The following is a 23,398-nucleotide window of genomic DNA, read 5'->3' as shown; positions in this document are numbered from 1 at the left end:
ACCGCGACCGGCAATGTGAGCGCGATGAGGTCCCCTTGGGGCTGCGCGGGTCAGGCGGCGGATCGGTCGAGCAGCGCCTGCCGCAGCGCCGCGGACTGCTCCACCGACCCACCTCGGACACCGAGGCTCCGCCGGGCCGCCCGGTAGTAGCCGTCGCGGGCCTCGTTGACCCGGGTCAGCATCTCGGCGATGTCCGGCGTCGCCTCGACGATCCCCCGAGCGAGCCGTTCTACCTGCCAGATCGCGTCGCGCCAGTTCGCGGCGGCCACGACCGTTGGCTCGTCGCCGAGCAGCAACAGGTTCTCCCAGACGATGGTGCGCCGGGCGTCCGAATCGGCCAGCCGGACGAGGCCCTCATCGCGGTCGATCGGGTGGCTGTACGACCCCGGCCGGAGGTCTGCCGTCATCCGCAGCGCCACCGCGTGACTCTCCTTGAGGGCGTGCGCGTATTCCACGTACGCGTCGAGTCGTCGCTCGTCCCAACGGACGCTCTGGCTGCGCCGCCACCGGGCGCGGTCGGCCAGTGAGGTGGCCAGGATCGTGCCCAGCGTGCCGACCAGTACGCCGAGGAGCGCCGGAAGCTGCGTCAGAAGCGTGCTCACGCGGCTGAGGCTGCCAGCACGGGGCAAGCCCCGCCAGCCCCTGCCCCCGGCGTTCTGCATCAGGGCGTTCCGCCTCCCGCGATGGACCCCGGCGCTGGTCTCCCCGTCCAGGCCCACATTTCCAGTGCGTTCCGGTCGACGAGCGTGATGTTGAGTTTCCGGGCCACCTGGATGCCGTCACCCGCGGTGAAGAAGCTGTTCGTCACGAGCATGCAGATCTCGCCACCGTGGATGTCCCGGCAGGTGCCGGCGAACCGCTGGATCGCGGCACTGCCCACCCGGTTGCTGATGCTCTGCCGCTTGCGCCGCACCACGACGCGTCGGCCATCGGGGGCGATCGCCAAGACATCCGCTCCTCGATCATCGGAGCCGCCGCACACCGTCACGTCTCGAAACCCGGACGCGACGAGGATCCGCGCGAACCACTGCTCGAACTCCGGTCCGCTCATCGCATCGGTCACTGCGATCAGCCGGTCCCGCTGGGCCTGGTCGGCCCGCTCGCGGGCACGCCGCCAGTGCTGCTTACGGCAAGTGGCGTCAGCCGCCGTGCCACATGGGAGCACCGCGGCTGACGGTCCGTGCCACGATTGCCGGCTCGGCGAGGACGGCGACCAGCCGCCGGGATGCCGCCACCGCGAGCGGGCCCAACGTCTGATGCTCGATCAGTGCGTGGCATAGCTGGAGTCCCACCTCGGCCAGTTCGCGTCGTCCCAGCTCGATCCGCCGCGGGTGGTCCCCCCGCCCGGCCAGCCCAGCCCGGATGCGGCGGCGAAGCTCGGCCCGTTCGTCGGTGTTGCGCCGCATCACCTCGACCGACCAGCGCCAGGTCTCCGCGAGCAGCAGCAGGTCGACCCGGTCGGGCGGTTGATCGGCAAGGAGCAGTTCCTGATGGCAGACGACCAGGCCCATGACCGGCTCGCTGTCGTCGGTGAGCAATCTGGCGAGCAGGCCGGCGCCGATGGGTGCGGGTTCCCCGACGTCCTGCCTCGCGGCCGTGAGCAGCCGGTCCAACCGGGCGCGCGCCGCGTCGGTGTCGCCACTGACGTGTTGCAGGACGGCCAGGAGCTCCTCCACGCCGGGTGCGGCCCGGCCGCCCCGGGAACCGGGCCCCGCCGTGCCGTCCTGCGGACGGTGTCCGGCCGGGTCGACGCCGGTTGCCCCACGGCTCAGGGCCTCGACGGCGACGAGTACCTGTGTGACCGGAGCACCGTCCGCGATCAGCCGGGCGACCCGCTGCCGCTGCTCTGCCAACGGCGCCGGCTCGGCGGGGGGCGGGATGAGCGCCAGTAGGCTCGCCAGCCGGGTCCACTCCCCCGCGGCCGCACCGGCCAGCAGCGCCCGACGCAGCGCCGCCACGGTCAGATCGTCGGCGTGCCCGATGCTCGCGGCCCGCGCCTGCGTGACGTCGGCGAAGACGCCGAGTGCCTCAGGCCAGTAGCCGGCCCGGGCGAGTTCGACGCCGAACTCCTCGCGCAGCCGGCTGCCGCGCCGCGCGCTCACCGATCCTCCGGCGAGTCGGCTCTGCAGACGGCTGTGCCGAAACCGGTAGGCGCCGGCACCGTCGCGCAACAGGCCGACGGTCTCGGCGTACGCCAAGAAGGCGAGCAGCCGGTGTGGCGTACGGCCACGGACGGCGAGGGCAGCACGGGTGAGGGCGAAGCGCATCCACGCCCCGCCTCCACGCCGGTGCAGCCACCAGCCCAACCCGAGCCCCACCCCGGCGTAGACCAGCGCCGGCAGCGGCGGTACGGCGGACAAGACCCCGGTGAGGCGCAGCGCCGCGACACCGACGAGCAGCCGGAGCACGCCGGTGGCGGCGCTGGCCAGCGCGGAAGCGACGCTGGCGGCGCGGTCCGCTTCGACGGTCTCGACCACGCTCGTCGCCCCGAGTTCGGCGGCGGGCGCGGCGACGTCCACCCGGAGTCCGGCGTACGCCGCCCGATACGCCCACGTCAACAGACCGACCACGACGGCGGCCCGGATCGGGTCGGGCCACAGCGGCAGCGCCGGCACACGGTTCAACAGCGCAACCAGTTGCGGGGTCGGGGTGACAGTCGACAGGACAGTGAACGTGACCAGAGCCCAGAACGCCCCGCCGATCAACCCGCTGAGCAGCCCGGTGCGAAGCGCCCGGAGCCCGCCGACGAACGCCACCCGGCGGGGTCGCTCCCCACCGGCCCGACCCGAGCCGCGGACCAGCGCCACAACGGCGGCCAGCAGAAAGGCCGTAACCGTCATGGCGTCCGTCTCGCGGACCAGAACGTCGAGGAGATGCCGGGTCGGTGGGTGGGTCACCAGCTCCGTCGTCGCCGTGAGGGCATCCCCGCTGAGCGTCAGCGTCAGCCACAGCGCCGCCGCGGTCCGCACACCGGCGGCGAGCGCCCAGAACGGGCCAGGCTGCGCGGTCGCGAGCTGCCACCAGCGGAACTCCCGGACGTCAAGCGACTCCAGATGCGCGGCGACAAAGGCCAGGTAGCGCCGGGCATTCTCGGGTTCCCAGCGCCGTAGGCCCTGGATCCCGCGGCGGGACCGCAGCGCGGCGTCCACGGCCCTGGTCAGCAGGTCGTCCTCGACGGAGCGCCGGCCCCGCTCCCGGGCCAGCGGCACGAGATCCCGGGGATCGGTGCCTGGCTGGTCGAAGGCGCTGCGGGCCATCGACACCATCAGCGGTGTGGAGAGTGCGGCGGTCAGCTGCGGGGTGGCATCGAGTGCGTCGGCAACGGCGGACCAGTTGTCGAGCTGATGCAGCGGGGCTGCGTCGACCAGGTAGTCGGCCACTTCGGTGGGCGACGGTGGTTCGAGCATCACCACGGCGGCGCCCCGGAGCTTCTCCCCCTGCGTCAGATAGCGCTCGTAGACCGAGGTCCGGCAGGTGAGGACGAAACGTTGGGTCGGCAGCGCATTGAGCTCGTCGAGGCAGGCGATCAGCCGATCCTCGGGCACCTCGTCCAGCCCGTCGAGGACGGGCACGAGCAGGTCGGTCTCGACGAGGTCGCGCAGCACGGCGTCGCGGCGTGGGTGGCCGGCCGCGAGCTGCGGGTAGCGTCGCGCAATCCGGTCGACCAGCCAGTCGTGGAAGGTCTCCCGGTCGGGATCCCAGGAGTCTGCCGGTACCAGGGCCGGTACGGGTGCGTCCGGCTCGCGGTGCAGGGGCAGCTCCCGGGCCATCCGCAACGCGATGATCGACTTGCCGGAGCCGGCCGGGCCCAGCAACAGCAGCCGCCCGGAGGGTACGCCCCGGTAGCAGCTCCACGGTGTCCCGTTGCCGCCGGCGAGATCCAGCGGAACGGCGTCGCTGGATCGGCCGATCGCCCGCCACGAGGGGAGGAACCGGTCGGGAGCGGAGCGCCACCGCACTGGCAGCGGGTACGGCTCGTCGACGGTGCGCAGCAGTGCCTCGTCGGTCGGATCGCGGCGGATCAGTTCCACCAGTTCGTCGGCGGCGGCGCGCCGATGAGCGGCAGCCTCGGCGAGGCCGTTCGCCTCGGTGCGGAAGACCTGATCCAGCAGGACGTAGACGGCGATGACCCCGGCGACGACGCCCCAGGTCCAGTTGACCTTCTCAAAGTCGTAGCGCAGCCACACCCACGCCGTGCCGCCCGCCGCCAGCACCGCAACGACGGCCAGCGATCCCCACTTCCACCCCCGACGCCGCACCGCACGATTGTGGTCGACCCGGGCCCGCCAGGACACCCCGCTCGCGTCAGTCCCGTCGGGACGCGAGGATGGTGACGGCTCCCTCAGCTCGGAACGTCGCGGTGCCGGAAGGCCGCCGCGCCCGCCACGAGGAGCAGCGCGGCCACCGTGGTCAGCACGACGAGCGGCAGCGCCGCCGGGTCGGCTGCGGGCACGGACGGCACATGGGTGTACGGCGAGACGTTGAGCACGGCCTGCGGCAGCTCCAGCACCGCGCCGAGCTGCCCGAGGAGCAGGAAGATGAGCAGCGCCGTCCAGGACAGCACGACCGACCAGCGGGGCAGCAGCCCGAAGAGTGCGGTCACCACCCCGGCCACCACGAGCAGCGCGGGTAGTCGCAGCAGCGCGGCACCCCCCAACTCGACGGCCTGACCGAGCGGGTCTCCGGTGACCAGGCCGTAGCCGAGCCCGGTGGTCACGCCGGCGAGTAGCAGCAGGGCGAGCACACCGAGCGCAGCGGCGAGCACCTGCGTGCCGAGCCAGCGGGTGCGGCTGACCGCCGTGGCGAGGGCCGCCTCCAGTACGCCGTCGGCTTCGTCGCCGCGTATCCGCAGCAGGGCCTGCACCACGTACGCCCCGATGGTCAGGGCGAAGAGCCCGAGCATCGCGGCCAGGTACGCGTCGATCAGGTTGGCTCCGCCACCCATCGCGTTGATCGCCTCGGCGGCGGCCGGATTCTGGTCGATCATGGCGTTGAACTCGTCGGCGGCGACGCCCAGGGAGAGCCCGAGCACGGCCACGCCGACCGCCCAGCCGAGCAGCGTGCCGCGCTGCATCCGCCAGGCCAGCCCGGCGGGGCTGAGCAGCCGTGGCGCACCGGTCGCCGGCCCACGTCGCGGGGCGATCAGCCCGGCGCCCTGGTCGCGGCGCTCGGCGAGGGCGTACGCCAGTGCCACCCCGGCGAGCAGCAGTGCCACGGGCAGGGCGAGCACCCACCAGCGTTCGCCGCCGAAGGCCCGCACCTGGTTGCCCCAGCCCAGCGGGGAGATCCACGACGGCCAGGCGCTCTGCACCCGGGTGCCGTCGGCGCTCTGTTCGCCGAACACGTCACCGGCGGCACGCAGCACGAAGGAGAGCCCGACGGTGGCGGCGGCGAGCGCGTTGGCACCCCGGGAGGTCACGGAGAGCTGTGCGGTGACCGCCGCGATCGCCGTGAAGGCGACGCCGACGCCACCGATCGCGGCGGCGGCCGCGATGGAGCCGGCGAGCGGGAGGCCGGCGCCGGCCAGCGCGAACGCGAGCAGCACAGCGGCCAGCAGGTTCGCCGTGACGACGACGAACAGCGCGGCGGTGAGTGGCGCGTACCGGCCGACCACGGACGAGCCGAGCAGTTCCGCCCGGCCCGTCTCCTCGTTCTGCCGGGTGTGCCGGGTCACCGCGAACGTGCTCAGCAGCGCGACGATCAGGGCCAGCGTCACGTACGTCTCGGCGACCACCACGGCCCCGAGGTCGGCGCCGTGGATGGGGCCGTTGAAGGCGCGGGCGACCAGGCTGGACGCCGAGGTGGTGGCGTAGCCGAGGCGGGTGGCCTGGTCCGGGTAGATGCCGGTGACACTGCCGGCGAGGGCGTAGACGAGCAGGGGCGTGCCGAGGATCCAGATCGCGAGGCGGATCCGGTCGCGGCGCAGCACGAGCCGGGCCAGCCGAGCCGTGCCGGTGAGGGCGCTCACCGGGCACCGGCCTGCGGGGCCGCGACATCAGGGGCACCGGGCGGCGCAGCACCGGCGGCGGGTTCGTCGCCGTAGTGGCGCAGGAAGAGCTGCTCCAGGGTGGGTGGGGTGCTGGTCAACGCGCGGACGCCGAAGCGGATGAGGTGACCGAGCAGCTCGTCGAGGTGGGCCGGGTCGACCTCCAGGTGGGTACGCCCGTCGACCTCGTGCACGTCGTGCACACCGGGCAGCGCGTCCAGGCCGGTGGCCGGGCGGGCCGTCTCGACGGTCACCGCCGTGCGGGTGAGGTGGCGCAGCTCGGCGAGGGTGCCGGACTCGACGGTACGGCCCTCGCGGATGATGCTGACCCGGTCACAGAGCGCCTCCACCTCGGCGAGCACGTGGCTGGAGAGCAGCACGGTGGCGCCGGCCTGCTTGACCCGCCGGACCTCGTTCTGGAACACCGCCTCCATCAGGGGGTCGAGGCCGGAGGTCGGCTCGTCGAGCACATACAGCTCCACGGCCGAGGAGAAGGCGGCGACGATGGCGACCTTCTGCCGGTTGCCCTTGGAGTACGTGCGGCATCGGCGGGTCGGGTCCAGGTCGAAGCGTTGCAGCAGCTCGTCGCGGCGACGCCGGTCGAGCCCGCCGCGCAGCTGGCCGAGCAGGTCGATGGCTTCGCCGCCGGTGAGGTTGGGCCAGAGGTTGACGTCGCCCGGCACGTACGCCAGCCGGCGGTGCAGGCGGACCGCGTCGCGCCACGGGTCTGCGCCGAGCACCTGGGCGTCGCCCGAGTCGCGGCGGAGCAGCCCGAGCAGGATGCGGATGGTGGTGGACTTCCCGGACCCGTTGGGCCCGAGGAAACCGTGCACCTCTCCCTGCTCGACCCGCAGATCCAGCCCGTCGAGTGCCCGGATGGCGCCGAACGTCTTGACCAGGTTGCTGATCGAGATGACGGGCATCGCCCCTCCTGCCGTTGGCTGCGTCGATCGTCCCCACTGTACTGACCGCCGGTCAGTGACTTCAACGGTGATGGTGGCCACCGGTCAGGACGTCGCTAGGCTGGCCGGCATGACCGCCGATCCCGCGGACGACACCCGCACCCGGATCCTGCGCGCCGCGCTCGACCTCTTCGCCGAACACGGCTACCAGCGCACCTCGCTGCGCCAGATAGGCGAGCGGCTGCGGCTCACCAAGGCCGCGATCCTGTACCACTTCCCGGCCAAGGAGAACCTGCTCGCCGCCCTGGTCGAGCCGTTCGTGGCCGACCTGGAGGCGCTACTCGACTCGGCTCAGACGCAGCCGACCGAGCTGGCCCGGTGGACCGTGCTGGAGGGCTGGGTGGACACCATGCTCGCCCATCGCCGACCGCTCGGCATGCTCTTCCACGACATCGCGCTGATCGGTCGCGGGGACACGTACCACCGCCTGGTGGAAATCGCGATGCGGGCCAACGACCTCATCGCGGGTCCCGATGCCGGCAGTCGGGAACGGGTCCGGGCGGTACAGGCGGTCGCCGCCTGCAGCGATCCGGTCGTCTTCTTCGCCGACGTGTCCGACGAGGTGCTGCGCGCCGACATGCTCGACGGCGTACGTCGCCTGCTGGCCGCGCCGGCCTCGGACGCCGCGGCTGCGGCGGGCGCGGGCCTGGGGCCTGGGAGTCCGCCGCACGGGACCCCGGTCGGCCGGCGACGGCCGGGACGGCCGCGGGCGCTGGGCCGGGAGCAGGTCGAGGTGGCCCGGCGGATGCACGCGGCGGGCACCCACTCGGTGGAGGCCATCGCCGCCACGCTGGGCGTCTCGCGGGCGACCGTCTACCGCCACCTGGAGGGGCAATAATGAGACAGTTTTAGCGACGGTTTCGAGACGGTTGTGAGCCGACGCTCAGGCCGCCAGCGTGGCGTAGCGGCCGTTGCGGTCCAGCAGGCTGTCGTGGGTGCCGGCCTCGACGATCCGGCCGTGGTCGAGCACCGCGATCTGGTCGGCGTCGCGGACCGTGGAGAGCCGGTGCGCGATGGTGATCGTCGTCCGCCCCTCGGCGAGCACGTCGAACGCCCGCTGCACGGCTCGTTCGGTCTCGGTGTCCAGCGCGCTGGTGGCCTCGTCGAGGACCAGGATGCGCGGGTCGCGCAGGAGCGTACGGGCGATCGCCAGCCGTTGCTTCTCGCCGCCGGAGAACCGGTGACCACGTGAGCCGACCATCGTGTCGTACCCGTCGGGCAACCCGGCGATCAGGTCGTGGATCTGGGCCGCGCGGGCGGCGTCCTCGATCTCCGCGTCGGTGGCGTCCGGCCGGGCGTAGCGCAGGTTCTCCCGGACGGTGGTGTGCAGCAGGTACGTCTCCTGGCTGACCACGCCGACGATCGCGGCCAGGTCGGCCAGGCGCAGGTCACGCAGGTCGACGCCGTCCACGGTCACCCGGCCGCCGGTCGGGTCGTGCAGCCGGCTGACCAGCCCGGCGAGGGTGCTCTTGCCGGAGCCGGTCTCCCCGACCAGGGCGAGGCTGGTGCCGGCGGGCACGTCGAGGGTGATTCCGGCGAGCGCGGCGGTGTCGCTGCCCGGGTAGCCGAAGGTCACGTTCTCCAGGCGCAGGTGGCCGCCCACCCGGGCGGGGTCGAGGCGGACCGGCTCGGCGGGGTCGGCCACGTCGATCGGCAGGTCCAGGTATTCGAAGATCCGGGCGAACAGCGCCAGCGACGCGGTGAGCGAGACGCCCACGTTGAGCAGGCCCATCAGCGGCCGGAACAGCCCGCCCTGCAGGGCGGTGAAGGCGACCAGGGTGCCGATGCTCAGGGTGCCGGCGGTGCCGGGCAGGCCGGCGGCGAGGTAGATGACCGCCGGTACGGCGGCGAAGATGATGCTCATCGAGGCCATTCGCCAGCGGCCGGCCAACTCGCTGCGCAGTTCCAGGTCGACCAGGCGGGCCGAGGAGGCGGTGAACCGGTCGATCAGCGCCGGGCCGGTGCCGAGGGTCTTGGCCAGTTGGACGCCGCTGATCGAGAGCCCCTCCTCGACGGTGACGTTGAGGTCGGCGAGTTCGCGCTGCCGCTGGGCGGTGATCTCACGGCGCATCCGAGCGACCCGGCGGGTCAGCCAGATCGCCGGCGGCAGCACCACGAGCGAGACCAGGGAGAGCTGCCAGGAGAGCGCGACCATGGCGACCGCGGTGGCGACGACGGTGGTGAGGTTGGACGCGACGGCGGTGGCGGTGGAGGTGACGACCGACTGCATGCCGCCGATGTCGTTGGTGATCCGGGACTGCACCTCACCGGTGCGGGTGCGCGTGAAGAAGCCCAGCGACTGGCGCTGGAGGTGGCTGAAGACGTCGGTGCGCAGCCGGTGCATGACCTGCTGGCCGACCTGGGTGGAGATCCAGGTCTGTACGACGCCGAGGGCGGAGGTCACCGCGGCCACGGCGACCATGCCGAGGACCAGCCAGACCAGCAGGGTCACGTCGCTCTGCGGCAGGGCCCGGTCGATGACGGCACGCAGCAGGAACGGGGTGGCCATCGCGATGATCGAGGAGATCACGATGATCGCGGTGACCGCGGCCAACGCGGGCCGGTGGGGGGTGAACAGGCGGCCGATGCGGCGCAGCGACACCTGGCGGGCCTGTGTCTTCTCTTCGGCGCTGACGGTGCGGCGGCCGCGGTCGCGGCCCATGGGGGTGGATTCCAAGGGGCACTACCTTTCGTCGAGACATGCTGAGGTTACCTCATCATGAGGGAACAACCGCATTGACTGCTACGGTATTCCGGTGACCGAGGACACCACCGGCAGCGCCGACGACGAGAGCCTGGCGGAGACGTTCTGGGCCGTCGCGTCCCGTTTGCGCCGGCAGACCCGGGAGTCGTTGGCACCGTGGGACATCACCCCCAGCCAGTCCCGGGCGCTCGGTGTGCTGGGCCGCCACGGCGAGGTACGCCCCAGCACGCTCGCCGAGCACCTGCGCATCGCGCCCCGCTCCGCCACCGAGGTCGTCGACGACCTCCAGGCCCGTGGGCTCGTCGAACGCCGACCCGACCCGGCCGACCGGCGGGCGACCCTGGTGGCGCTCACCGCGGAGGGCGACCGCGTCAGTGCCGCCATCCGGACCGCTCGCCGGGCCGAGGCCGACCGCTTCTTCGGTCACCTGGACGACGCCGACCGGGCCGAGCTGGCCCGCATCCTGCGCACCCTTCGTGCCTGAACGGAAACCTGGTGTAGAGAAAGGAACCCTTCCTGACGTCGGACGCGGGTTTGTCCGACCCGCGCACGGGTAGCCACCGCACCCGCCCGTGGGGCCAGGTGACAGGAGGACCGCTCATGCCGCTGATGCCCCGCCTGACCCACCGCCCCGCCTGATGTGCGGGATCAGCGGGGAGGCGCGCTTCGACGGCCGGCCGCCCGACGCGTCGGCGGTCACCCGGATGACCGAGGCGATGCGGTCGCGCGGCCCGGACGACGAGGGACTCTTCACCGACGACTGGGTGACCCTCGGGCACCGCAGGCTGACCATCATCGACCTGTCCGACGCGGGCGGCCAGCCGATGGTCCGCGACGACCTGGGCCTCGCGCTCGTCTTCAACGGCTGCATCTACAACTACCCGGAGCTGCGCGAGGAGCTACGGAACGCCGGGTACACCTTCGGATCCACCAGCGACACCGAGGTGATCCTGGTGGCGTACGCGCACTGGGGTGAACGTTTCGTCGACCACCTGGTCGGCATGTTCGCGATCGGGCTGGTCGACCGGGCCCGGCGGCGGCTGGTGCTGGCCCGCGACCGACTCGGCATCAAACCGCTCTACCTCGCCGAGACGCCCGGGCGGCTCCGGTTCGCCTCCACCCTGCCCGCGCTGTTGCGGGCCGGCGACGTGGACACCGGCATAGACCCGGTGGCGCTGCACCACTACCTGTCCTGGCACTCGATCGTGCCCGCGCCGCGGACCGTGCTACGCGGCGTGCGCAAGCTACCGCCGGCCACCCTGCGGGTGATCGAGGCGGACGGGCGCAGCCGCGAGGAGGTGTACTGGCGACCCGACTACGTGCGGGAGCCGTCCGACGCGGGCATGGACGCCGCCGACTGGCAGGCCGCCATCGGGGACGCCCTGCGCGCGGCGGTACGCCGACGGCTGGTCGCCGACGTACCGGTCGGCGTGCTGCTCTCCGGTGGGCTGGACTCCAGCCTCATCGTGGCGCTGCTCGCCGAGGCCGGCCAGCAGCACCTGCGGACGTTCAGCATCGGCTTCGACAGCCGCGACGGCGAGTCCGGCGACGAGTTCCACTACTCCGACCTGGTGGCCCGCGCGTACGACACCGACCACCACCGGGTCCGGCTGGCCGACGACGACCTCGTGCCCGCCGTACGGCGTGCCGTGCTCGCGATGACCGAGCCGATGGGCAGCCACGACGTGGTCGCCTTCCATCTGCTCTCCGAGCAGGTGGCGCGGCACGTGAAGGTGGCACAGTCCGGGCAGGGCGCCGACGAGGTGTTCGCCGGCTACGGCTACCACCAGCCGCTGACCGAGGCACCCCGGCACGGCGCCGCCGAGACGTTCGCCGCGGCGTTCTTCGACCGCGACCACGACGAGCTGCGCAGCATCGTCGGCCCGGCGTACGCGCTGGACGACGACGCCAGCCGGGACCTCCTCGTCGGGCACCTCGCCGCGCCCGGGGCGCAGACCGCCCTGGACGCCGTGCTGCGCCTGGACACGCATGTGATGCTCCCCGACGACCCGGTCAAGCGGGTGGACAGCATGAGCATGGCGTGGGGCCTGGAGGTCCGCACGCCCTTCCTCGACCAGGACCTGGTGACCCTGGCCGCGCACTGCCCGCCTGAGCACAAGGTCGCCCAGGGCGGCAAGGGCGTCCTCAAGGAGGTCGCCCGGGAGGTGCTGCCCGCCGAGGTGGTCGACCGTCCCAAGGGGTACTTCCCGGTGCCGGCGCTGCGCAACGTGGACGGCCCGGTGCGCGAGCTGGTCGCCGAGGCGTTGCAGGCGCCGGCCGCGCGCGAGCGGGGGCTGTTCCGCCCGGAGTACGTGGCACGCCTGCTCGCCGAGCCGGACCGGGCCGAGGCGGCGGCCGGCAGCAACAAGTTGTGGCAGCTCGGGCTCCTGGAGCTGTGGCTGCAGACGCACGACATCCGCTGAGGGTCGCCGGTCAACCGGCGGCGGTGCGCCTGACCAGGTCGTCGATGACGGCGTGCAGGTCACCGGTACGCTCCAGCACCCGACGCTGCCGCGTCGCGCCGGTGCCGTCGCGGCGCAGCCGGGCCAGTTGTGCCAAGACGTACCCCAGGTCGCCGTGGCGCAGCAGTGCCGGGGCGATGACCGCCATCATCTCGTCGACGAGCTCCCAGGCCGGTCGGGTGCCGCCGGCGCGCAGGTCGATCAGCTCACCGTCGAGGCCGTCGTGAGCGGCACGCCAGTGCGCCGCGGCGACCAGACAACCGCGGGTGCGCGGGGCGGTCACCCCGGCGCGTACGTCGTCGGCGAGGGTGGCGACGAGTGACCGGACCAGCGCGGCGACCAGCACCGCGTCGTCCACGTCGGGGCAGACGTCCCCCACCCGCACCTCCACCGTCGGGTAGGCCGACGACGGCCGGGCGTACCAGTAGACCATCGCGGCGTCGAGCATGATGCCGGCGGCGATCAGCTCGCCGACGGTCCGGTCGTAGTCGGCGGCGGAGTCGAAGTACGGGGTCGGGCCGATGCTGGGCCAGCGTTCCAGTTGCATCGACCGCCAGCTGGCGTGGCCGGTGTCCTGCCCGTCGTGCAGCGGCGAGTTGGTGGTGAGCGCCTGCACCACCGGCAGCCACACCCGAAGGTGGTTGCAGACCTGCACAACCAGTTCCCGGTCGGGCAGCCCGACGTGCACGTGGCAGCCGCACACCGCCGGATCGTGCGCCACCGGCCCGTACCGGCGCGACATCGCGTGGTAGCGGGGCTTGTCGGGCACCGTCAGGTGCGGTTCGGCCACGGGGGTGGCACCGACCGCCACCAGCCGGGCCCCGGCCGCCGTGGCGGCCTCGGCTGCGGAGCGGCGCAGCGCCACCAGGTGCGCGCGCAGCTCGGTGAGGTCGGCGCAGACCGGCGTGACCATCTCCACCATGCTGTGCCGGAACTCCTGGCGGCTCTGGTCCCGGGCGGTGCCGCGCAGCGCGGCCAACACCTGGTCGGCCACCGGCAGGTTACGTCCGCTGTCCGGGTCGAGCAGCAGAAACTCCTCCTCCACGCCGAGCGTGAGGATGGACAGGTCGGGCACGGTGTCCGTGACCGTCGTCGGACGGTACGCCATGGGCCGTCTCCATCCGCTGCTGCGGCCGCGGGTGGACCCCGCGCCCGGGGCGGTTCGGTTTCCCGGCACACCCGGTCGGCAAACGCGCACTCGGAACGGGACGCCCCCGCCCAACGAGGTGGAAAATGTCTGGGACGATGCAGGGATGCTGATGCGCTGGCGCGGTTCCCGGTGGCTCCACATCGCCTTGGGTCTGGTGGTCGGTGCCGCCGTGGGGTTGGCGGTGTATATGGCCAGTCGATTGACCGGTCCCGCCCTCTTCACGCTCTGCGGCACGACGGCGGGCGGCGTCGCGGCGGTGGTGGCGTCCGCCTATTCACGGTTCTTCCAGTTGGCGGAGGTGACCGTCTCGGTCCCGCAGTTCAGCGAGCTGAGGTTCGCCGTCACGCGGGACAACAAGCAGACCGCGTGGCGGCTGTTCGTCGAGGCGGTCACCCGGGTGTCCGGCCAGCCGCTGGCGACCGGCACGGGTCTCGTCCGGGAGGCGCTGACGTCGCTCTACCAGCTGTTCGCGATCACCAGGGAGGTGCTGAGCCAGGCGGCACCGTCGGTTCGTACCACCGGACGGCCGACCGTGGAACATCTCGGGATCGCCATGCTCAACAACGAGCTTCGGCCATTCCTCTCGACGTGGCATCCGCGTCTGAAGGCGTGGGAGCAGGCCAATCCGGACGGGCCCGAGTCGGCCTGGCCCGACGACGCGGAATGCCGCGCGGAGCTGGCGGCGATGCAGCTCCGGTTGCTGCGCTACGTCGAAGGCCTGGGCGAGCTCGCCCAGGTGCCCAACGTCGAAGACGTGATGCGCGGCATCCTCGCCGAGCCACCGACCGTTCCCGGGCAGCCGACGCGTCGGTCGACGGTCGCGGACCAGTAGCCCGCCCACGGCGGGTCAGCGCGGCGCCAGGGCCGCCGCGCGGGCGGTGAGGAAGGCCCGTTCGGCCACGTTGTCCGTCAGTGCGACGGCTGACCGGTACGCCTCGACGGCCTCGGCGTTCCGGCCGAGCCGGGCCAGCAGGTCAGCGCGGACCGCGTGGTGCGGGTGGTAGCCGTCCAGGTGGAGACGATCCACCTCGGCGAGCGCGACCGCCGGCCCGGCCACCTCGGCGAGCGCGACCGCCCGGTTCAGCGCGACCACCGGGCTGGGGGCGACCACCGTCAGATGGTCGTACAGCTGGAGGATCTGGCTCCAGTCGGTGTCGGCGACACGCGGTGCGGCGCTGTGCACGGCGGCGATCGCGGCCTGGATCTGGTACGGCCCGGGCCGGTCGCGGCGCAGGCAGCGGCGGACCAGCGCCTGCCCCTCGATGATCAACTCGGCGTCCCAGCGGCCCCGGTCCTGCCGGGGCAGCGGAACGAGGTCGCCGTCGGTGGTGGTCCGCGCGGCGCGGCGGGACTCGGTGAGCAGCATCAGTGCGAGCAGGCCGAGCGCCTCCGGCTCGTCCGGCATCAGCTCGACCACCAGCCGGGTCAGCCGGATGGCCTCGACGCACAGCTCAGCGCGGACCAGATGCCGCCCGGCGCTGGCCGTGTACCCCTCGTTGAAGATCAGGTAGAGCACCGCGAGCACGGCGTGCAGCCGGTCAGGCAGGTCGGCGTCGCGCGGTACCCGGTACGGGATCCGGGCGTGACGGATCTTCGACTTGGCGCGGACCAGCCGCTGCGCCATCGTCGGCTCCGGCACCAGGAAGGCCCGGGCGATCTCGGCGGTGCTCAGTCCGCCGAGCAGGCGCAGGGTGAGGGCGACCCGGGCGGTCGGGGCGAGTGCCGGATGACAGCAGGTGAAGATCAGCCGTAGTCGGTCGTCGCGCACAGGCCCCTCCTCGACGGGTCCGTCGGCGGCGAACAGCAGGGCCGCCTGGGCGTACCGATCAAGCCGGGACGTCTCGCGGCGCAACCGGTCGATCGCCCGGTTCCGGGCGGTGGTGATGATCCAACCGGCCGGACTCGGTGGCGGCCCGGTCGTCGGCCAGCGCTCCACCGCGATGGCGAAAGCCTCCTGGACGGCCTCCTCGGCGAGGTCGATGTCGCCGAGGAGGCGAACCAGGACGGCGACCGCGCGCCCGTACTCCGCGCGGAACACCGTCTCCACGTCCGGCACGGTCAGTCTTCGGCCCCACCGTGGAAGGGGCGGACCTCGATCGGCAGCGTGGTGGCCACCGCGTACCGGCGGCCCCAGGCCAGGGCGGCGTCCAGGTCCGCCACGTCGATGATGGTGATGCCGCCGAGGTACTCCTTGCCCTCGACGAACGGCCCGTCGGTGACGAGCACCTCGCCGTCGCGGGGGCGCAGCACGGTGGCGGTCTCCGGGCCGTGCAGACCCTGCCCGAAGACCCACGACCCGCTGGACGTCAGCTCGTCACGAAACTCACCGAGCTGGCGCATCACCCCGGCCAGGAACTCCGGGTCCGGCGGCAGCTCACCCTGCGGCTGCTGGATGCTGAGCAGGTACAACGTCATCGTTCCTCCTCGCGGGGACGGCCGGCGCGTCGCTGGCCTCTCATCCTCCACACGAACGGCGTTGGCCCGAATCGACAGGCCGCCCGAAAAGACTGCCCGTCCCGTCCCGACCGCCAGCAGGGAACGGGTGACGACGCGACCAGGGCCGGCCCGGTCTCGGCGGGACCGGGCCGGCCTGGCCCACGGTGCGACCCGACCGGCCCGGTCCGTGGGACGACCGGGCCGGTGCGGGCGCCCCGGTCAGGGGTAGGTGGTCAGGTACACCTGCTGGTTGGCCGCGTTCGCGGTGCCACCGGCGTTGTTGATCACCCGGTTGATGGTCCCGACGCCACCGAGGGACACGGTGACCATGTTGGTGAAACGCACGTTCGGGTTGGTGGGCACCTCGAAGGCCCGCTCCGCGACCACCGAGGGGTCGACGTTGAAGTAGCTGTAGCTGCCCAGCCCCCACGCCTGGTGGCTGGTCACCGAATCCGCGACCTTGTACGCGGCGTAACCCCGGGTCGACCCGTTCATCCAGGCCGCCTGGTTGGGCGGGTCGTACGGCAGTTCGTTCTGGTAGAAGTACGTCCGCCCCCCGTTGCCGTTCCAGACGGTCTGGTACTTCTGGTAGTGCTCGACGAAGAGGCCGTACATGGTGACGTTGTCGCCGTTGACCGTGAGCCCGGTGTCGGCGGTGTTCAGCGTCCACCCGGTGGGTATACCGGTGGCGGCGTGGTCGGCCCGCCACAGCCACATGTGGTCGCCGATCACGTTGTCGCTGTTGACGGTCAGCGTGTTGGTGGCCCGGCCGACGTGTGGCCCGCCGATGCGGAAGAACACGTCGTGCAGCGAGGTCGGGTTCGCGGCGTGACTCGCGGACGAGCCGGTCGGCCCGACCTCCATCAACACCGGCGAGTTCGTCGTGCCGGCCTCGAACATGATGCCGGCCACCTTGACGCCGTCCACGTCGGCCACCCGCATCGCCACGGTGCCGTTGTCGGCCTGGATGGTGGCGAGACCGAGACCGAGGATCACCGTGTCGGCCCGGTTGACCTGGATCGGCTCGGTGACCCGGTGCACGCCCGGGGTGAAGAGCAGGTGCCGGCCCTGGGCGAGGGCCGCGTTGATGGTGGCCGCGCTGGTGCCCGGCTGGACGACGAAGAACTGCGACAGCGAGATGGACGAGCCGGCCGGGGTCTTGTTGTACCAGCTGGTGCCGGCGGAGTTGCTGCGCAGCGCCGGCACGAAGACCCGGTACTCACCGGTGCCGTCGACGTAGAGGAACGGCTTCTCCCGCACCTGCGGGGTCTGGCCGATGACGGTGTGCGACGGGTTGGGGAAGCTCGGCGGCGGCGCGCCGACGACGCCCTGGAAGACCATGTTCCACACCGAGCCGGTCCAGCCGTTGCCGAACTCGCTGTTGCGGGAGTACCACTGCTGCTGCGAGCCGGAAACGACCAGCCCGTCGATGCGGGTGTCGGCCATCAGGCCGCCGCTGGACCAGCCGTCGCCACCGTTCCAGAGCTGGATCTGGTTCTGCGCCCCACGCAGGTGCATCCGCCGGTACGGCGCGGCCTGGGACACCGCCCAGCGCTCCACGGTCTGCCCGGCGGGCAGGGTGACCGAGAGGTTCTCCGCGGCCCGCCAGAAGTTCTGGGTGGCGTTGCCGCCGAACCAGAACGCCTCGGCACGGACGTGGCCGTTGAGGTTCACGTCGTCCGGGCTCATGCCGAGCCCGGCCACCTGGGTGAAGAAGCCCAGGTTGACGTCCGCGGTGTAGGTGCCGGGCTTGAACAGCACCGCGTAGCGCTGCGGGCCGAACTGGTTGGTCTCCTGCTGGGTGAAGAGGGTGTTCAGTCGGCTCTGGATGGTGGCGGTGGGGGTGCTCGGGTCGAAGACGAACGTGTTCGGCCCGAGGTTGGGGTTGCGCGGGTCGGTGGGCGTCACCGGGGGCTCGCTGGTGCCGCCGGTCGTGTTCACCGCCAGCTCCCAGAGCGAGTAGCCGTAGGCGGTGCCCCGGACGGTGCCGTACATCCGCAGGTAGCGGCCACTGCCGCTGATGTCGAGGCTCTGCGTGCCACCGGCGCCGGTGGTGGTCGAGTAGATGGTGGTCCAGGTGGCCCCGTCGGCCGAGGTCTGGAGCTGGAATGCTCGGGCGTACGCGGCCTCCCAGGTGAGCACCACCCGGCAGATCGTCCGGGTGCTGCCCAGGTCGACGCGTAACCACTGCGGGTCGCTGGCGACGCTGGCCCAGCGGGTGCCGGGATTGCCGTCGACCGCGGCGGACGCCGCGAGGCCGGCGTCCTCGGTGGACGAGGCGGTCGTCGGGCTGCCCTGGGCGGCGTTGGTGCTGCCGCAGGTCGGCGTGGTGCCGCCGGTCTCGCCGTAGACCTGGAACTCCCAGAGCGAGTAGCCGTAGCCGGTGCCCCGGGCGGTGCCGTTCATGCGTACGTAGCGGCCGGCGCCGGTGACGGTGAGGTTCTGCGTGCCGCCGGTGCCGGTGGTGGTCGAGTAGATGGTGGTCCAGGTGGCCCCGTCGTCGGAGGTCTGGAGCTGGAAGGCCCGGCCGTAGGCACCCTCCCAGAGCAGGTTCACCTGAGTGATGGTGGCCCGGGCCCCCAGGTCGACCTGGAGCCACTGGGGGTCACTGAAGGCGCTGGCCCAGCGGGTGCCGGCGTTGCCGTCCACCGCGGCGGCGGCGGGGGTGCCGGCGTTCTCGGTGGACGAGGCGGTGGCGGGGCGACCCTGGGAGAGCAGGGTGGGCGCGGCCTGCGCCGGTGTCGAGGCGCCGGTCGGGGTGAGCGCCGCGACCAGGGCCACGGTGAGCCCGACGAGCAGGTGCCGGACGGCCCGTCGGGGGCGCGGGCGTACGGATGTTCCGCGAGATGTCATGACATCGCCTGTCGCTAGGGGATTACGGATGCCGCGTGGGTGGGGATCGGGCTCGTGCCGGGTGGTGGTGTCGCCGATGCGGCACCGAGGGTCGGAGAGCGCTCTCGTAGGAGTGTTGCGGCGAGATTGCGGCGGCGTCAAGACATCGATCTATAACACTGTTATTTATCCCGAAGGTCAGTTCTGGGCGGTTTGCCCTCAGCGGCGGACGCCACCCTCGGTGAGGAAGCGGGCGATCGGCAGCGTGGCGGCGCCCAACGCCACCGCGTCCACCCCCAGCCGGCACAGCTCGATCGACGCCTGCTCGTACGGCTGGCGCAGTGCCTGCCGGCCGGCGGCCTCGCGGACGGCCGGCAGCAGGTCACCCAGTGCCATCGCCGCCCAGCCGCCGAGCACCACCCGCTCGGGGTTGAACAGGTTGATCAGGTTGGCCACCCCGGCGCCGAGGTAGCCGGCGGTGTCGTCCAGCACCCGGCGGGCGGTGGTCGACGTTTCGGCGGCAGCCACCAGGGCGGCGATCTGGGACTCCTCGTCCTCGCCCGGCACGGCTCGGCCCCGGCGCGCCTCCCGGTAGCGGTCGATGATCGCCTCCGCGCCCACGTACGCCTCCAGGCAGCCGCGTGCCCCGCACCGGCAGGCCCGGCCGCCGTACACCAGGGTGGTGTGGCCCCACTCCCCCGCGCTGCTGGACACGCCCCGGTAGGTGGCGCCGTTGGTCACCACGGACGCGCCCACGCCGGAGCCGACCAGCGCGAAGACAGCATGTCGGGCGCCCCGGCCGGCGCCGAACCACATCTCGGCCTGGCCGAGGGTCTTCGCGCCGTTGTCGATGTGCAGCGGCAGGTCGGTGCCAGCACCGATCAGCCGCTCCAGCGGCACCCGGTCCCAGCCGAGCGCCTGGGCGTGCACGACGGCCTCGGCGCCCTGCTCGACCACCCCGGAGACGCCGATGCCGACGCCGAGCACCTCGCCGGTCGCCACCCCGGCCTGCCCGGTCACCGCGTCGATACCGGCCAGCACGTGCCCGGCCACCAGGTCGGGCTCGGTCCGCGCCGGATCGAGGGGGTACTCGATGCTGGCCAGCAGGGTCATCGCGAAATCGAACAGCTCCACCCGGACCCGGGTCTCGCCGACGTCCACGCCGATCACGAAGGCGAAGCGGGGCGCGATCCGCAGCAGCATGCTGGGTCGGCCACCGTCGGACTCGGCGGCGCCGGCCTCGGCGACCAGCCCCTCGTCGATCAGGTCGGCGACCACGTTGCTCACCGCCGGCTGGCTCAGCCCGGTGCTGCGCACCAGGTCCTGCCGGGTGAGCGGGCCGTCGAGGAAGAGCCTGGTCAGCAGGGCGGACCGGTTGCGCAGCCGCACGCTGCGGTTGGTGGCACGCGCCAGCTCCACTCGTCACCTCGTTCCCGTCGGCCGTTCGAGGCGACTGTAACCGCCTCGTGCTTGACGACCCACCGGCCAACAACTTTAATGACGACATAATTTAAGCCGTGATGTAACTCCCGGGAAACGCCGACGGACTCCGACGGCGCACCCCCGAACCCTGTCCGCGGCCGGTCGCCCGTCGCCCCGACCCCTATCGACGACGGAGGCCGGCGGACCCCCACCACGCACCGGAAGGGCAGACCGTGTCGAGACGACACCTCGGGATATTCACCGCCGCCGTACTGGCGGTCGCCTCGCTGACCGCCTGCGGCGGCTCTGGCGACGACTCCGCCGCAGCGCCCAAGACGCTCACCTACTGGGCCAGCAACCAGGGCGCCAGCCTGGAGGCCGACAAGACGATCCTCCAGCCCGAGCTGGACAAGTTCGAGAAGCAGACCGGGATCAAGGTCACCGTCGAGGTGGTCCCCTGGTCGGACCTGCTCAACCGACTGCTCGCCGCGGCCGCCTCCGGCAAGGGCCCGGACGTGGTCAACATCGGCAACACCTGGTCGGCGTCGTTGCAGGCCACCGGGGCGCTTGTCGAGTTCGACGACGCCACCCTGCAGGCCGTCGGCGGCAAGGACCGGATCGTGCCCGCCGCGCTCGCCGCCGCCGGTGCCCCCGGCAAGCCGCCGGCCGCCGTGCCGCTCTACAGCATGGCGTACAGCCTGTACTACAACAAGAAGGCGTTCGCCGACGCCGGCATCACCGCACCGCCGACCACCTGGGAGCAGCTCGCCGAGTACGGCAAGAAGCTGAGCACCGGCGGCAAGTGGGGCCTGGCGATCGAGGGTGCCAACCCGTCGGAGAACGCCCACCACGCGTTCACCTTCAGCCAGCAGTACGGCGGTGAGTGGTTCGACTCGGCCGGCAAGCCGACCTTCGACACCCCGCAGAACGTCTCGGCGATCAAGCGCTACGTCGACTTCATGGCCGCCGACAAGATCACCAACCCGAGCAACGCCGAGTACGCGCAGAACCAGTCGGTCTCCGACTTCGCCAACGGCAAGGCCGCCATGCTGCTGTGGCAGTCCGCCGGGTCGAACCTGAAGACGCAGAACATGCCCGCCGACGCGTACGGGGTGGCCCCGGTGCCGTTCCTGGCCAACCCGCCGGCCGGCGGCAAGAAGGTCAACAGCATGGTCGCCGGGATCAACATGGCGGTGTTCAAGCACACCAAGAACCGTGACGGTGCGCTGAGCTTCGTGAAGTTCATGACCAGCGACGAGGAGCAGACGATCCTCAACCGCACCTACGGCTCGCTGCCGGCGGTGAAGACCGCGGCCTCCGACCCGGCGTTCACCGCCCCGGAGCAGAAGACGATCCAGGAGACCCTGGTCACCACCGCGGCCCCGCTGCCGCAGGTGCCCGAGGAGAGCACCTTCGAGACCCTGGTCGGCACCGCGATGAAGGAGCTGTTCGCCGACGCGGCCAGCGGCAAGCCGGTCACCGAGGAGTCGGTGAAGGCGAAGCTGACCGACGCGCAGCAGAAGATGCGCTGACCCAGGCGGCACCGGTGGCCGTGGTCGGGTGCTGAGCCCGGCCACGGCCACCGCCTTCGAGAGGACCCCGATGGCAACCAGCACCACCGCGCCGGACGCCGGCCGGCGCGAACCCCGGACCGGGTCACCGGCCCGGGGGCCGGCCCGCCGGCCCCGCGGCCCCCGCCGCTCGCTTCTGCCGTACCTGCTGCTCGCACCGGCCATCGTGCTGGAACTCGCCATCCACGTGGTCCCGATGGTGGTCGGGGTCTGGATGAGCCTGCTGGAGCTGACCCAGTTCCACATCCGCGACTGGTCCACCGCGCCCTTCATCGGGCTGGAGAACTACCGGGCGACGCTCGACCTGAACAGCGCCGCCGGCAAGGAACTGCTGCACTCGTTCTGGGTCACCCTGGCCTACAGCCTGCTCTCGGTCGGGTTCGCCTGGCTGCTCGGCATCGCGGCGGCGGTCGTCCTGCAACGGCCGTTCCGTGGCCGGGCGATCCTGCGAGCGCTCTTCCTCACCCCGTACGCGCTGCCGGTCTACGCCGCCGTGATCACCTGGAGCTTCCTGCTGCAACGCGACACCGGCCTGGTCAACCACGTGCTCGTGGACCAGCTCGGGCTGATGAACGAACGGCCGTTCTGGTTGATCGGCGACAACAGCTTCTGGTCGCTGCTGGTGGTGTCGGTCTGGCGCAACTGGCCGTTCGCGTTCCTGTGCCTGATGGCCGGCCTGCAGAACGTGCCCGGCGAGCTGTACGAGGCCGCCGCCATCGACGGCGCCGGGTTCTGGCGCCGGCTGCGCTCGGTCACCCTGCCGATGCTGCGGCCGGTGAACCTGGTGCTGCTGCTGGTGCTGTTCCTGTGGACGTTCAACGACTTCAACACCCCGTTCGTGCTGTTCGGCGGCTCCGCGCCGGAGCAGGCCGACCTCATCTCCATCCACATCTACCGCAGCTCCTTCAAGACCTGGGACTTCGGCTCGGGATCGGCGATGTCGGTGGCGCTGCTGCTGTTCCTGCTGGTCGTCTCGGCCGCCTACCTGCTGATCACCAACCGTCGGAGGGACGACCATGCGTGAGACCGCCGGTGAGCGCTGGGGCCGGCGCATCGTGCTGACCCTGCTCACCCTCTTCGTCGTCATCCCGCTCTACGTGATGGTCACCTCCGCGGCGAAGCCGTTGCAGGACGTGCAGAACGGGTTCACCTGGTGGCCCAGTCGGCCCACCCTGCAACCGTTCGTCGACATGTGGAGCACCGTGCCGCTGGCCCGGTACCTGGTGAACAGCCTGGTGGTGTCGAGCATCGCGGCGGTCTGCTCGGTGGCGGTGGCCATCTTCGCCGCGTTCGCGGTCAGCCGGTACCGGTTCCGCGGTCGGGGTGTCTTCTCGGTGACGGTGCTGTCCACGCAGATGTTCCCCGGCATCCTGTTCCTGCTGCCGCTGTTCCTCATCTACGTCAACCTGGGCAACGCCACCGGCATCGAGCTGTACGCCAGCCGTACCGGCCTGGTCATCACGTACCTGACCTTCTCGCTGCCGTTCTCGATCTGGATGCTGGTCGGCTACTTCGACTCGATCCCCCGGGGTCTGGACGAGGCGGCGCAGGTCGACGGCGCCGGTCCGCTGCGCACCCTGTTCCAGGTCATCCTGCCGGCCGCCGTGCCCGGCGTCGTCGCGGTCACCGTGTACGCGTTCATGACCGCGTGGGGAGAGGTGCTCTTCGCGTCGGTGATGACCGACGAGGGCAGCCGCACCCTGGCCGTCGGCCTGCAGGGCTACTCCACCCAGTTCAACGTCTACTGGAACCAGATCATGGCCGCCTCGCTGGTGGTCAGCATCCCGGTCGTCGTCGGGTTCCTGGCCCTGCAGCGCTACTTCGTCGCCGGCCTCACCGCCGGCGCTGTCAAGTGAGTCATCCAACCCCAGAG

General features: G+C 71.9%; 18 protein-coding genes. 7 read left to right on the top strand and 11 right to left on the bottom strand.

The genetic code is table 11. The annotated features are described in order from the left end of the window. Nucleotides 1-50: 50 nt before the first annotated feature. From ACQEUX_RS06520 to ACQEUX_RS06500, 5 genes are all read right to left on the bottom strand, one after another. Entirely contained in the window at nt 51-602 is a 552-nt protein-coding gene (locus tag ACQEUX_RS06520) for a hypothetical protein (protein WP_433042684.1), read from the bottom strand. Between the two features lie 59 nt (nt 603-661). Further along, complete coding sequence (locus tag ACQEUX_RS06515) at nt 662-1,063, bottom strand: restriction endonuclease (protein ID WP_433042681.1); 402 nt, start codon at nt 1,061-1,063, stop codon at nt 662-664. A gap of 76 nt (nt 1,064-1,139) precedes the next feature. Continuing rightward, nucleotides 1,140-4,259 carry an NACHT domain-containing protein gene (locus ACQEUX_RS06510; protein ID WP_433042678.1) on the bottom strand — a complete coding sequence of 1,040 codons (3,120 nt, stop codon included), beginning with the start codon at nt 4,257-4,259 and terminating at the stop codon, nt 1,140-1,142. 83 nt (nt 4,260-4,342) lie between these two features. After that, nucleotides 4,343-5,968, bottom strand: coding sequence for an ABC transporter permease (locus tag ACQEUX_RS06505; RefSeq protein WP_433042675.1), 1,626 nt, complete (start codon nt 5,966-5,968; stop codon nt 4,343-4,345). Then, nucleotides 5,965-6,909 carry an ABC transporter ATP-binding protein gene (locus ACQEUX_RS06500; RefSeq protein WP_433042672.1) on the bottom strand — a complete coding sequence of 315 codons (945 nt, stop codon included), beginning with the start codon at nt 6,907-6,909 and terminating at the stop codon, nt 5,965-5,967. Before ACQEUX_RS06500 ends, ACQEUX_RS06505 begins: the two co-directional genes overlap by 4 nt. 109 nt (nt 6,910-7,018) lie before the next feature. Here ACQEUX_RS06500 and ACQEUX_RS06495 point away from each other — a divergent pair, with 109 nt between their 5' ends. After that, nucleotides 7,019-7,786, top strand: coding sequence for a TetR family transcriptional regulator (locus ACQEUX_RS06495; RefSeq protein ID WP_433042669.1), 768 nt, complete (start codon nt 7,019-7,021; stop codon nt 7,784-7,786). 45 nt (nt 7,787-7,831) lie between these two features. Here the strand turns inward: ACQEUX_RS06495 and ACQEUX_RS06490 are convergent, their stop codons facing one another. Beyond that, the gene (locus ACQEUX_RS06490; protein WP_433042666.1) at nt 7,832-9,610 is read right to left on the bottom strand and encodes an ABC transporter ATP-binding protein; all 1,779 of its coding nucleotides are present in this window, start codon (nt 9,608-9,610) and stop codon (nt 7,832-7,834) included. Between the two features lie 94 nt (nt 9,611-9,704). Between ACQEUX_RS06490 and ACQEUX_RS06485 the strand changes: the two genes are divergently transcribed. Further along, nucleotides 9,705-10,136: a MarR family winged helix-turn-helix transcriptional regulator gene (locus ACQEUX_RS06485; RefSeq protein WP_433042663.1), complete on the top strand. Its 432-nt coding sequence runs from the start codon at nt 9,705-9,707 to the stop codon at nt 10,134-10,136. Nucleotides 10,137-10,290: 154 nt separating this feature from the next. Beyond that, the gene (locus ACQEUX_RS06480) at nt 10,291-12,075 is read left to right on the top strand and encodes an N-acetylglutaminylglutamine amidotransferase (protein WP_433042660.1); all 1,785 of its coding nucleotides are present in this window, start codon (nt 10,291-10,293) and stop codon (nt 12,073-12,075) included. 10 nt (nt 12,076-12,085) lie between these two features. Here the strand turns inward: ACQEUX_RS06480 and ACQEUX_RS06475 are convergent, their stop codons facing one another. Further along, nucleotides 12,086-13,222, bottom strand: coding sequence for a carboxylate-amine ligase (locus ACQEUX_RS06475; protein ID WP_433042657.1), 1,137 nt, complete (start codon nt 13,220-13,222; stop codon nt 12,086-12,088). A 145-nt stretch (nt 13,223-13,367) separates the two neighbouring features. On the opposite strand from ACQEUX_RS06475, the gene ACQEUX_RS06470 reads away from it, so the two are divergent. Continuing rightward, nucleotides 13,368-14,096, top strand: coding sequence for a hypothetical protein (locus ACQEUX_RS06470; protein WP_433042654.1), 729 nt, complete (start codon nt 13,368-13,370; stop codon nt 14,094-14,096). A gap of 15 nt (nt 14,097-14,111) precedes the next feature. Here ACQEUX_RS06470 and ACQEUX_RS06465 read toward each other — a convergent pair whose 3' ends face one another. The 4 genes from ACQEUX_RS06465 to ACQEUX_RS06450 all read right to left on the bottom strand — a co-directional run bounded on the left by ACQEUX_RS06465 (nt 14,112) and on the right by ACQEUX_RS06450 (nt 19,951). After that, nucleotides 14,112-15,320 carry an RNA polymerase sigma factor gene (locus tag ACQEUX_RS06465; protein WP_433042651.1) on the bottom strand — a complete coding sequence of 403 codons (1,209 nt, stop codon included), beginning with the start codon at nt 15,318-15,320 and terminating at the stop codon, nt 14,112-14,114. Nucleotides 15,321-15,322: 2 nt separating this feature from the next. After that, complete coding sequence (locus ACQEUX_RS06460; protein WP_433042648.1) at nt 15,323-15,679, bottom strand: YciI family protein; 357 nt, start codon at nt 15,677-15,679, stop codon at nt 15,323-15,325. 240 nt (nt 15,680-15,919) lie between these two features. Further along, nucleotides 15,920-18,553: a discoidin domain-containing protein gene (locus ACQEUX_RS06455; protein ID WP_433042645.1), complete on the bottom strand. Its 2,634-nt coding sequence runs from the start codon at nt 18,551-18,553 to the stop codon at nt 15,920-15,922. 198 nt (nt 18,554-18,751) lie between these two features. Next, nucleotides 18,752-19,951 (bottom strand): ROK family protein, encoded by a 1,200-nt coding sequence (locus ACQEUX_RS06450; RefSeq protein WP_433042642.1) that lies wholly within the window; start codon nt 19,949-19,951, stop codon nt 18,752-18,754. A gap of 236 nt (nt 19,952-20,187) precedes the next feature. Between ACQEUX_RS06450 and ACQEUX_RS06445 the strand changes: the two genes are divergently transcribed. The 3 genes from ACQEUX_RS06445 to ACQEUX_RS06435 all read left to right on the top strand — a co-directional run bounded on the left by ACQEUX_RS06445 (nt 20,188) and on the right by ACQEUX_RS06435 (nt 23,381). Beyond that, a complete protein-coding gene (locus ACQEUX_RS06445; RefSeq protein WP_433042639.1) occupies nt 20,188-21,486 on the top strand; it encodes an ABC transporter substrate-binding protein in 1,299 nt (432 codons plus the stop codon). 70 nt (nt 21,487-21,556) lie between these two features. Continuing rightward, nucleotides 21,557-22,549, top strand: a complete 993-nt coding sequence (locus tag ACQEUX_RS06440) for a carbohydrate ABC transporter permease (RefSeq protein WP_433042636.1) — start codon at nt 21,557-21,559, stop codon at nt 22,547-22,549. Beyond that, entirely contained in the window at nt 22,542-23,381 is an 840-nt protein-coding gene (locus ACQEUX_RS06435) for a carbohydrate ABC transporter permease (RefSeq protein WP_088989328.1), read from the top strand. The genes ACQEUX_RS06440 and ACQEUX_RS06435 overlap by 8 nt, the downstream gene beginning before the upstream one ends. Nucleotides 23,382-23,398 lie beyond the last annotated feature (17 nt).

The sequence above is a fragment of the Micromonospora sp. CA-259024 genome, from assembly GCF_050936255.1.
In the GTDB taxonomy this organism is placed as follows: Bacteria; Actinomycetota; Actinomycetes; order Mycobacteriales; family Micromonosporaceae; genus Micromonospora.
The sequence above is the reverse complement of the archived record's forward strand: the minus strand, read 5'-3'. Positions and strand labels throughout refer to the sequence as shown.

Coding starts and splice junctions, on each gene's coding strand:
- ACQEUX_RS06500 (WP_433042672.1), bottom strand. CDS start 6,909: ATGCCCGTCATCTCGATCAGCAACCTGGTCAAGACGTTCGGCGCCATC.
- ACQEUX_RS06495 (WP_433042669.1), top strand. CDS start 7,019: ATGACCGCCGATCCCGCGGACGACACCCGCACCCGGATCCTGCGCGCC.
- ACQEUX_RS06490 (WP_433042666.1), bottom strand. CDS start 9,610: ATGGGCCGCGACCGCGGCCGCCGCACCGTCAGCGCCGAAGAGAAGACA.
- ACQEUX_RS06480 (WP_433042660.1), top strand. CDS start 10,291: ATGTGCGGGATCAGCGGGGAGGCGCGCTTCGACGGCCGGCCGCCCGAC.
- ACQEUX_RS06475 (WP_433042657.1), bottom strand. CDS start 13,222: ATGGCGTACCGTCCGACGACGGTCACGGACACCGTGCCCGACCTGTCC.
- ACQEUX_RS06470 (WP_433042654.1), top strand. CDS start 13,368: ATGCTGATGCGCTGGCGCGGTTCCCGGTGGCTCCACATCGCCTTGGGT.
- ACQEUX_RS06460 (WP_433042648.1), bottom strand. CDS start 15,679: ATGACGTTGTACCTGCTCAGCATCCAGCAGCCGCAGGGTGAGCTGCCG.
- ACQEUX_RS06455 (WP_433042645.1), bottom strand. CDS start 18,553: ATGACATCTCGCGGAACATCCGTACGCCCGCGCCCCCGACGGGCCGTC.
- ACQEUX_RS06440 (WP_433042636.1), top strand. CDS start 21,557: ATGGCAACCAGCACCACCGCGCCGGACGCCGGCCGGCGCGAACCCCGG.
- ACQEUX_RS06435 (WP_088989328.1), top strand. CDS start 22,542: ATGCGTGAGACCGCCGGTGAGCGCTGGGGCCGGCGCATCGTGCTGACC.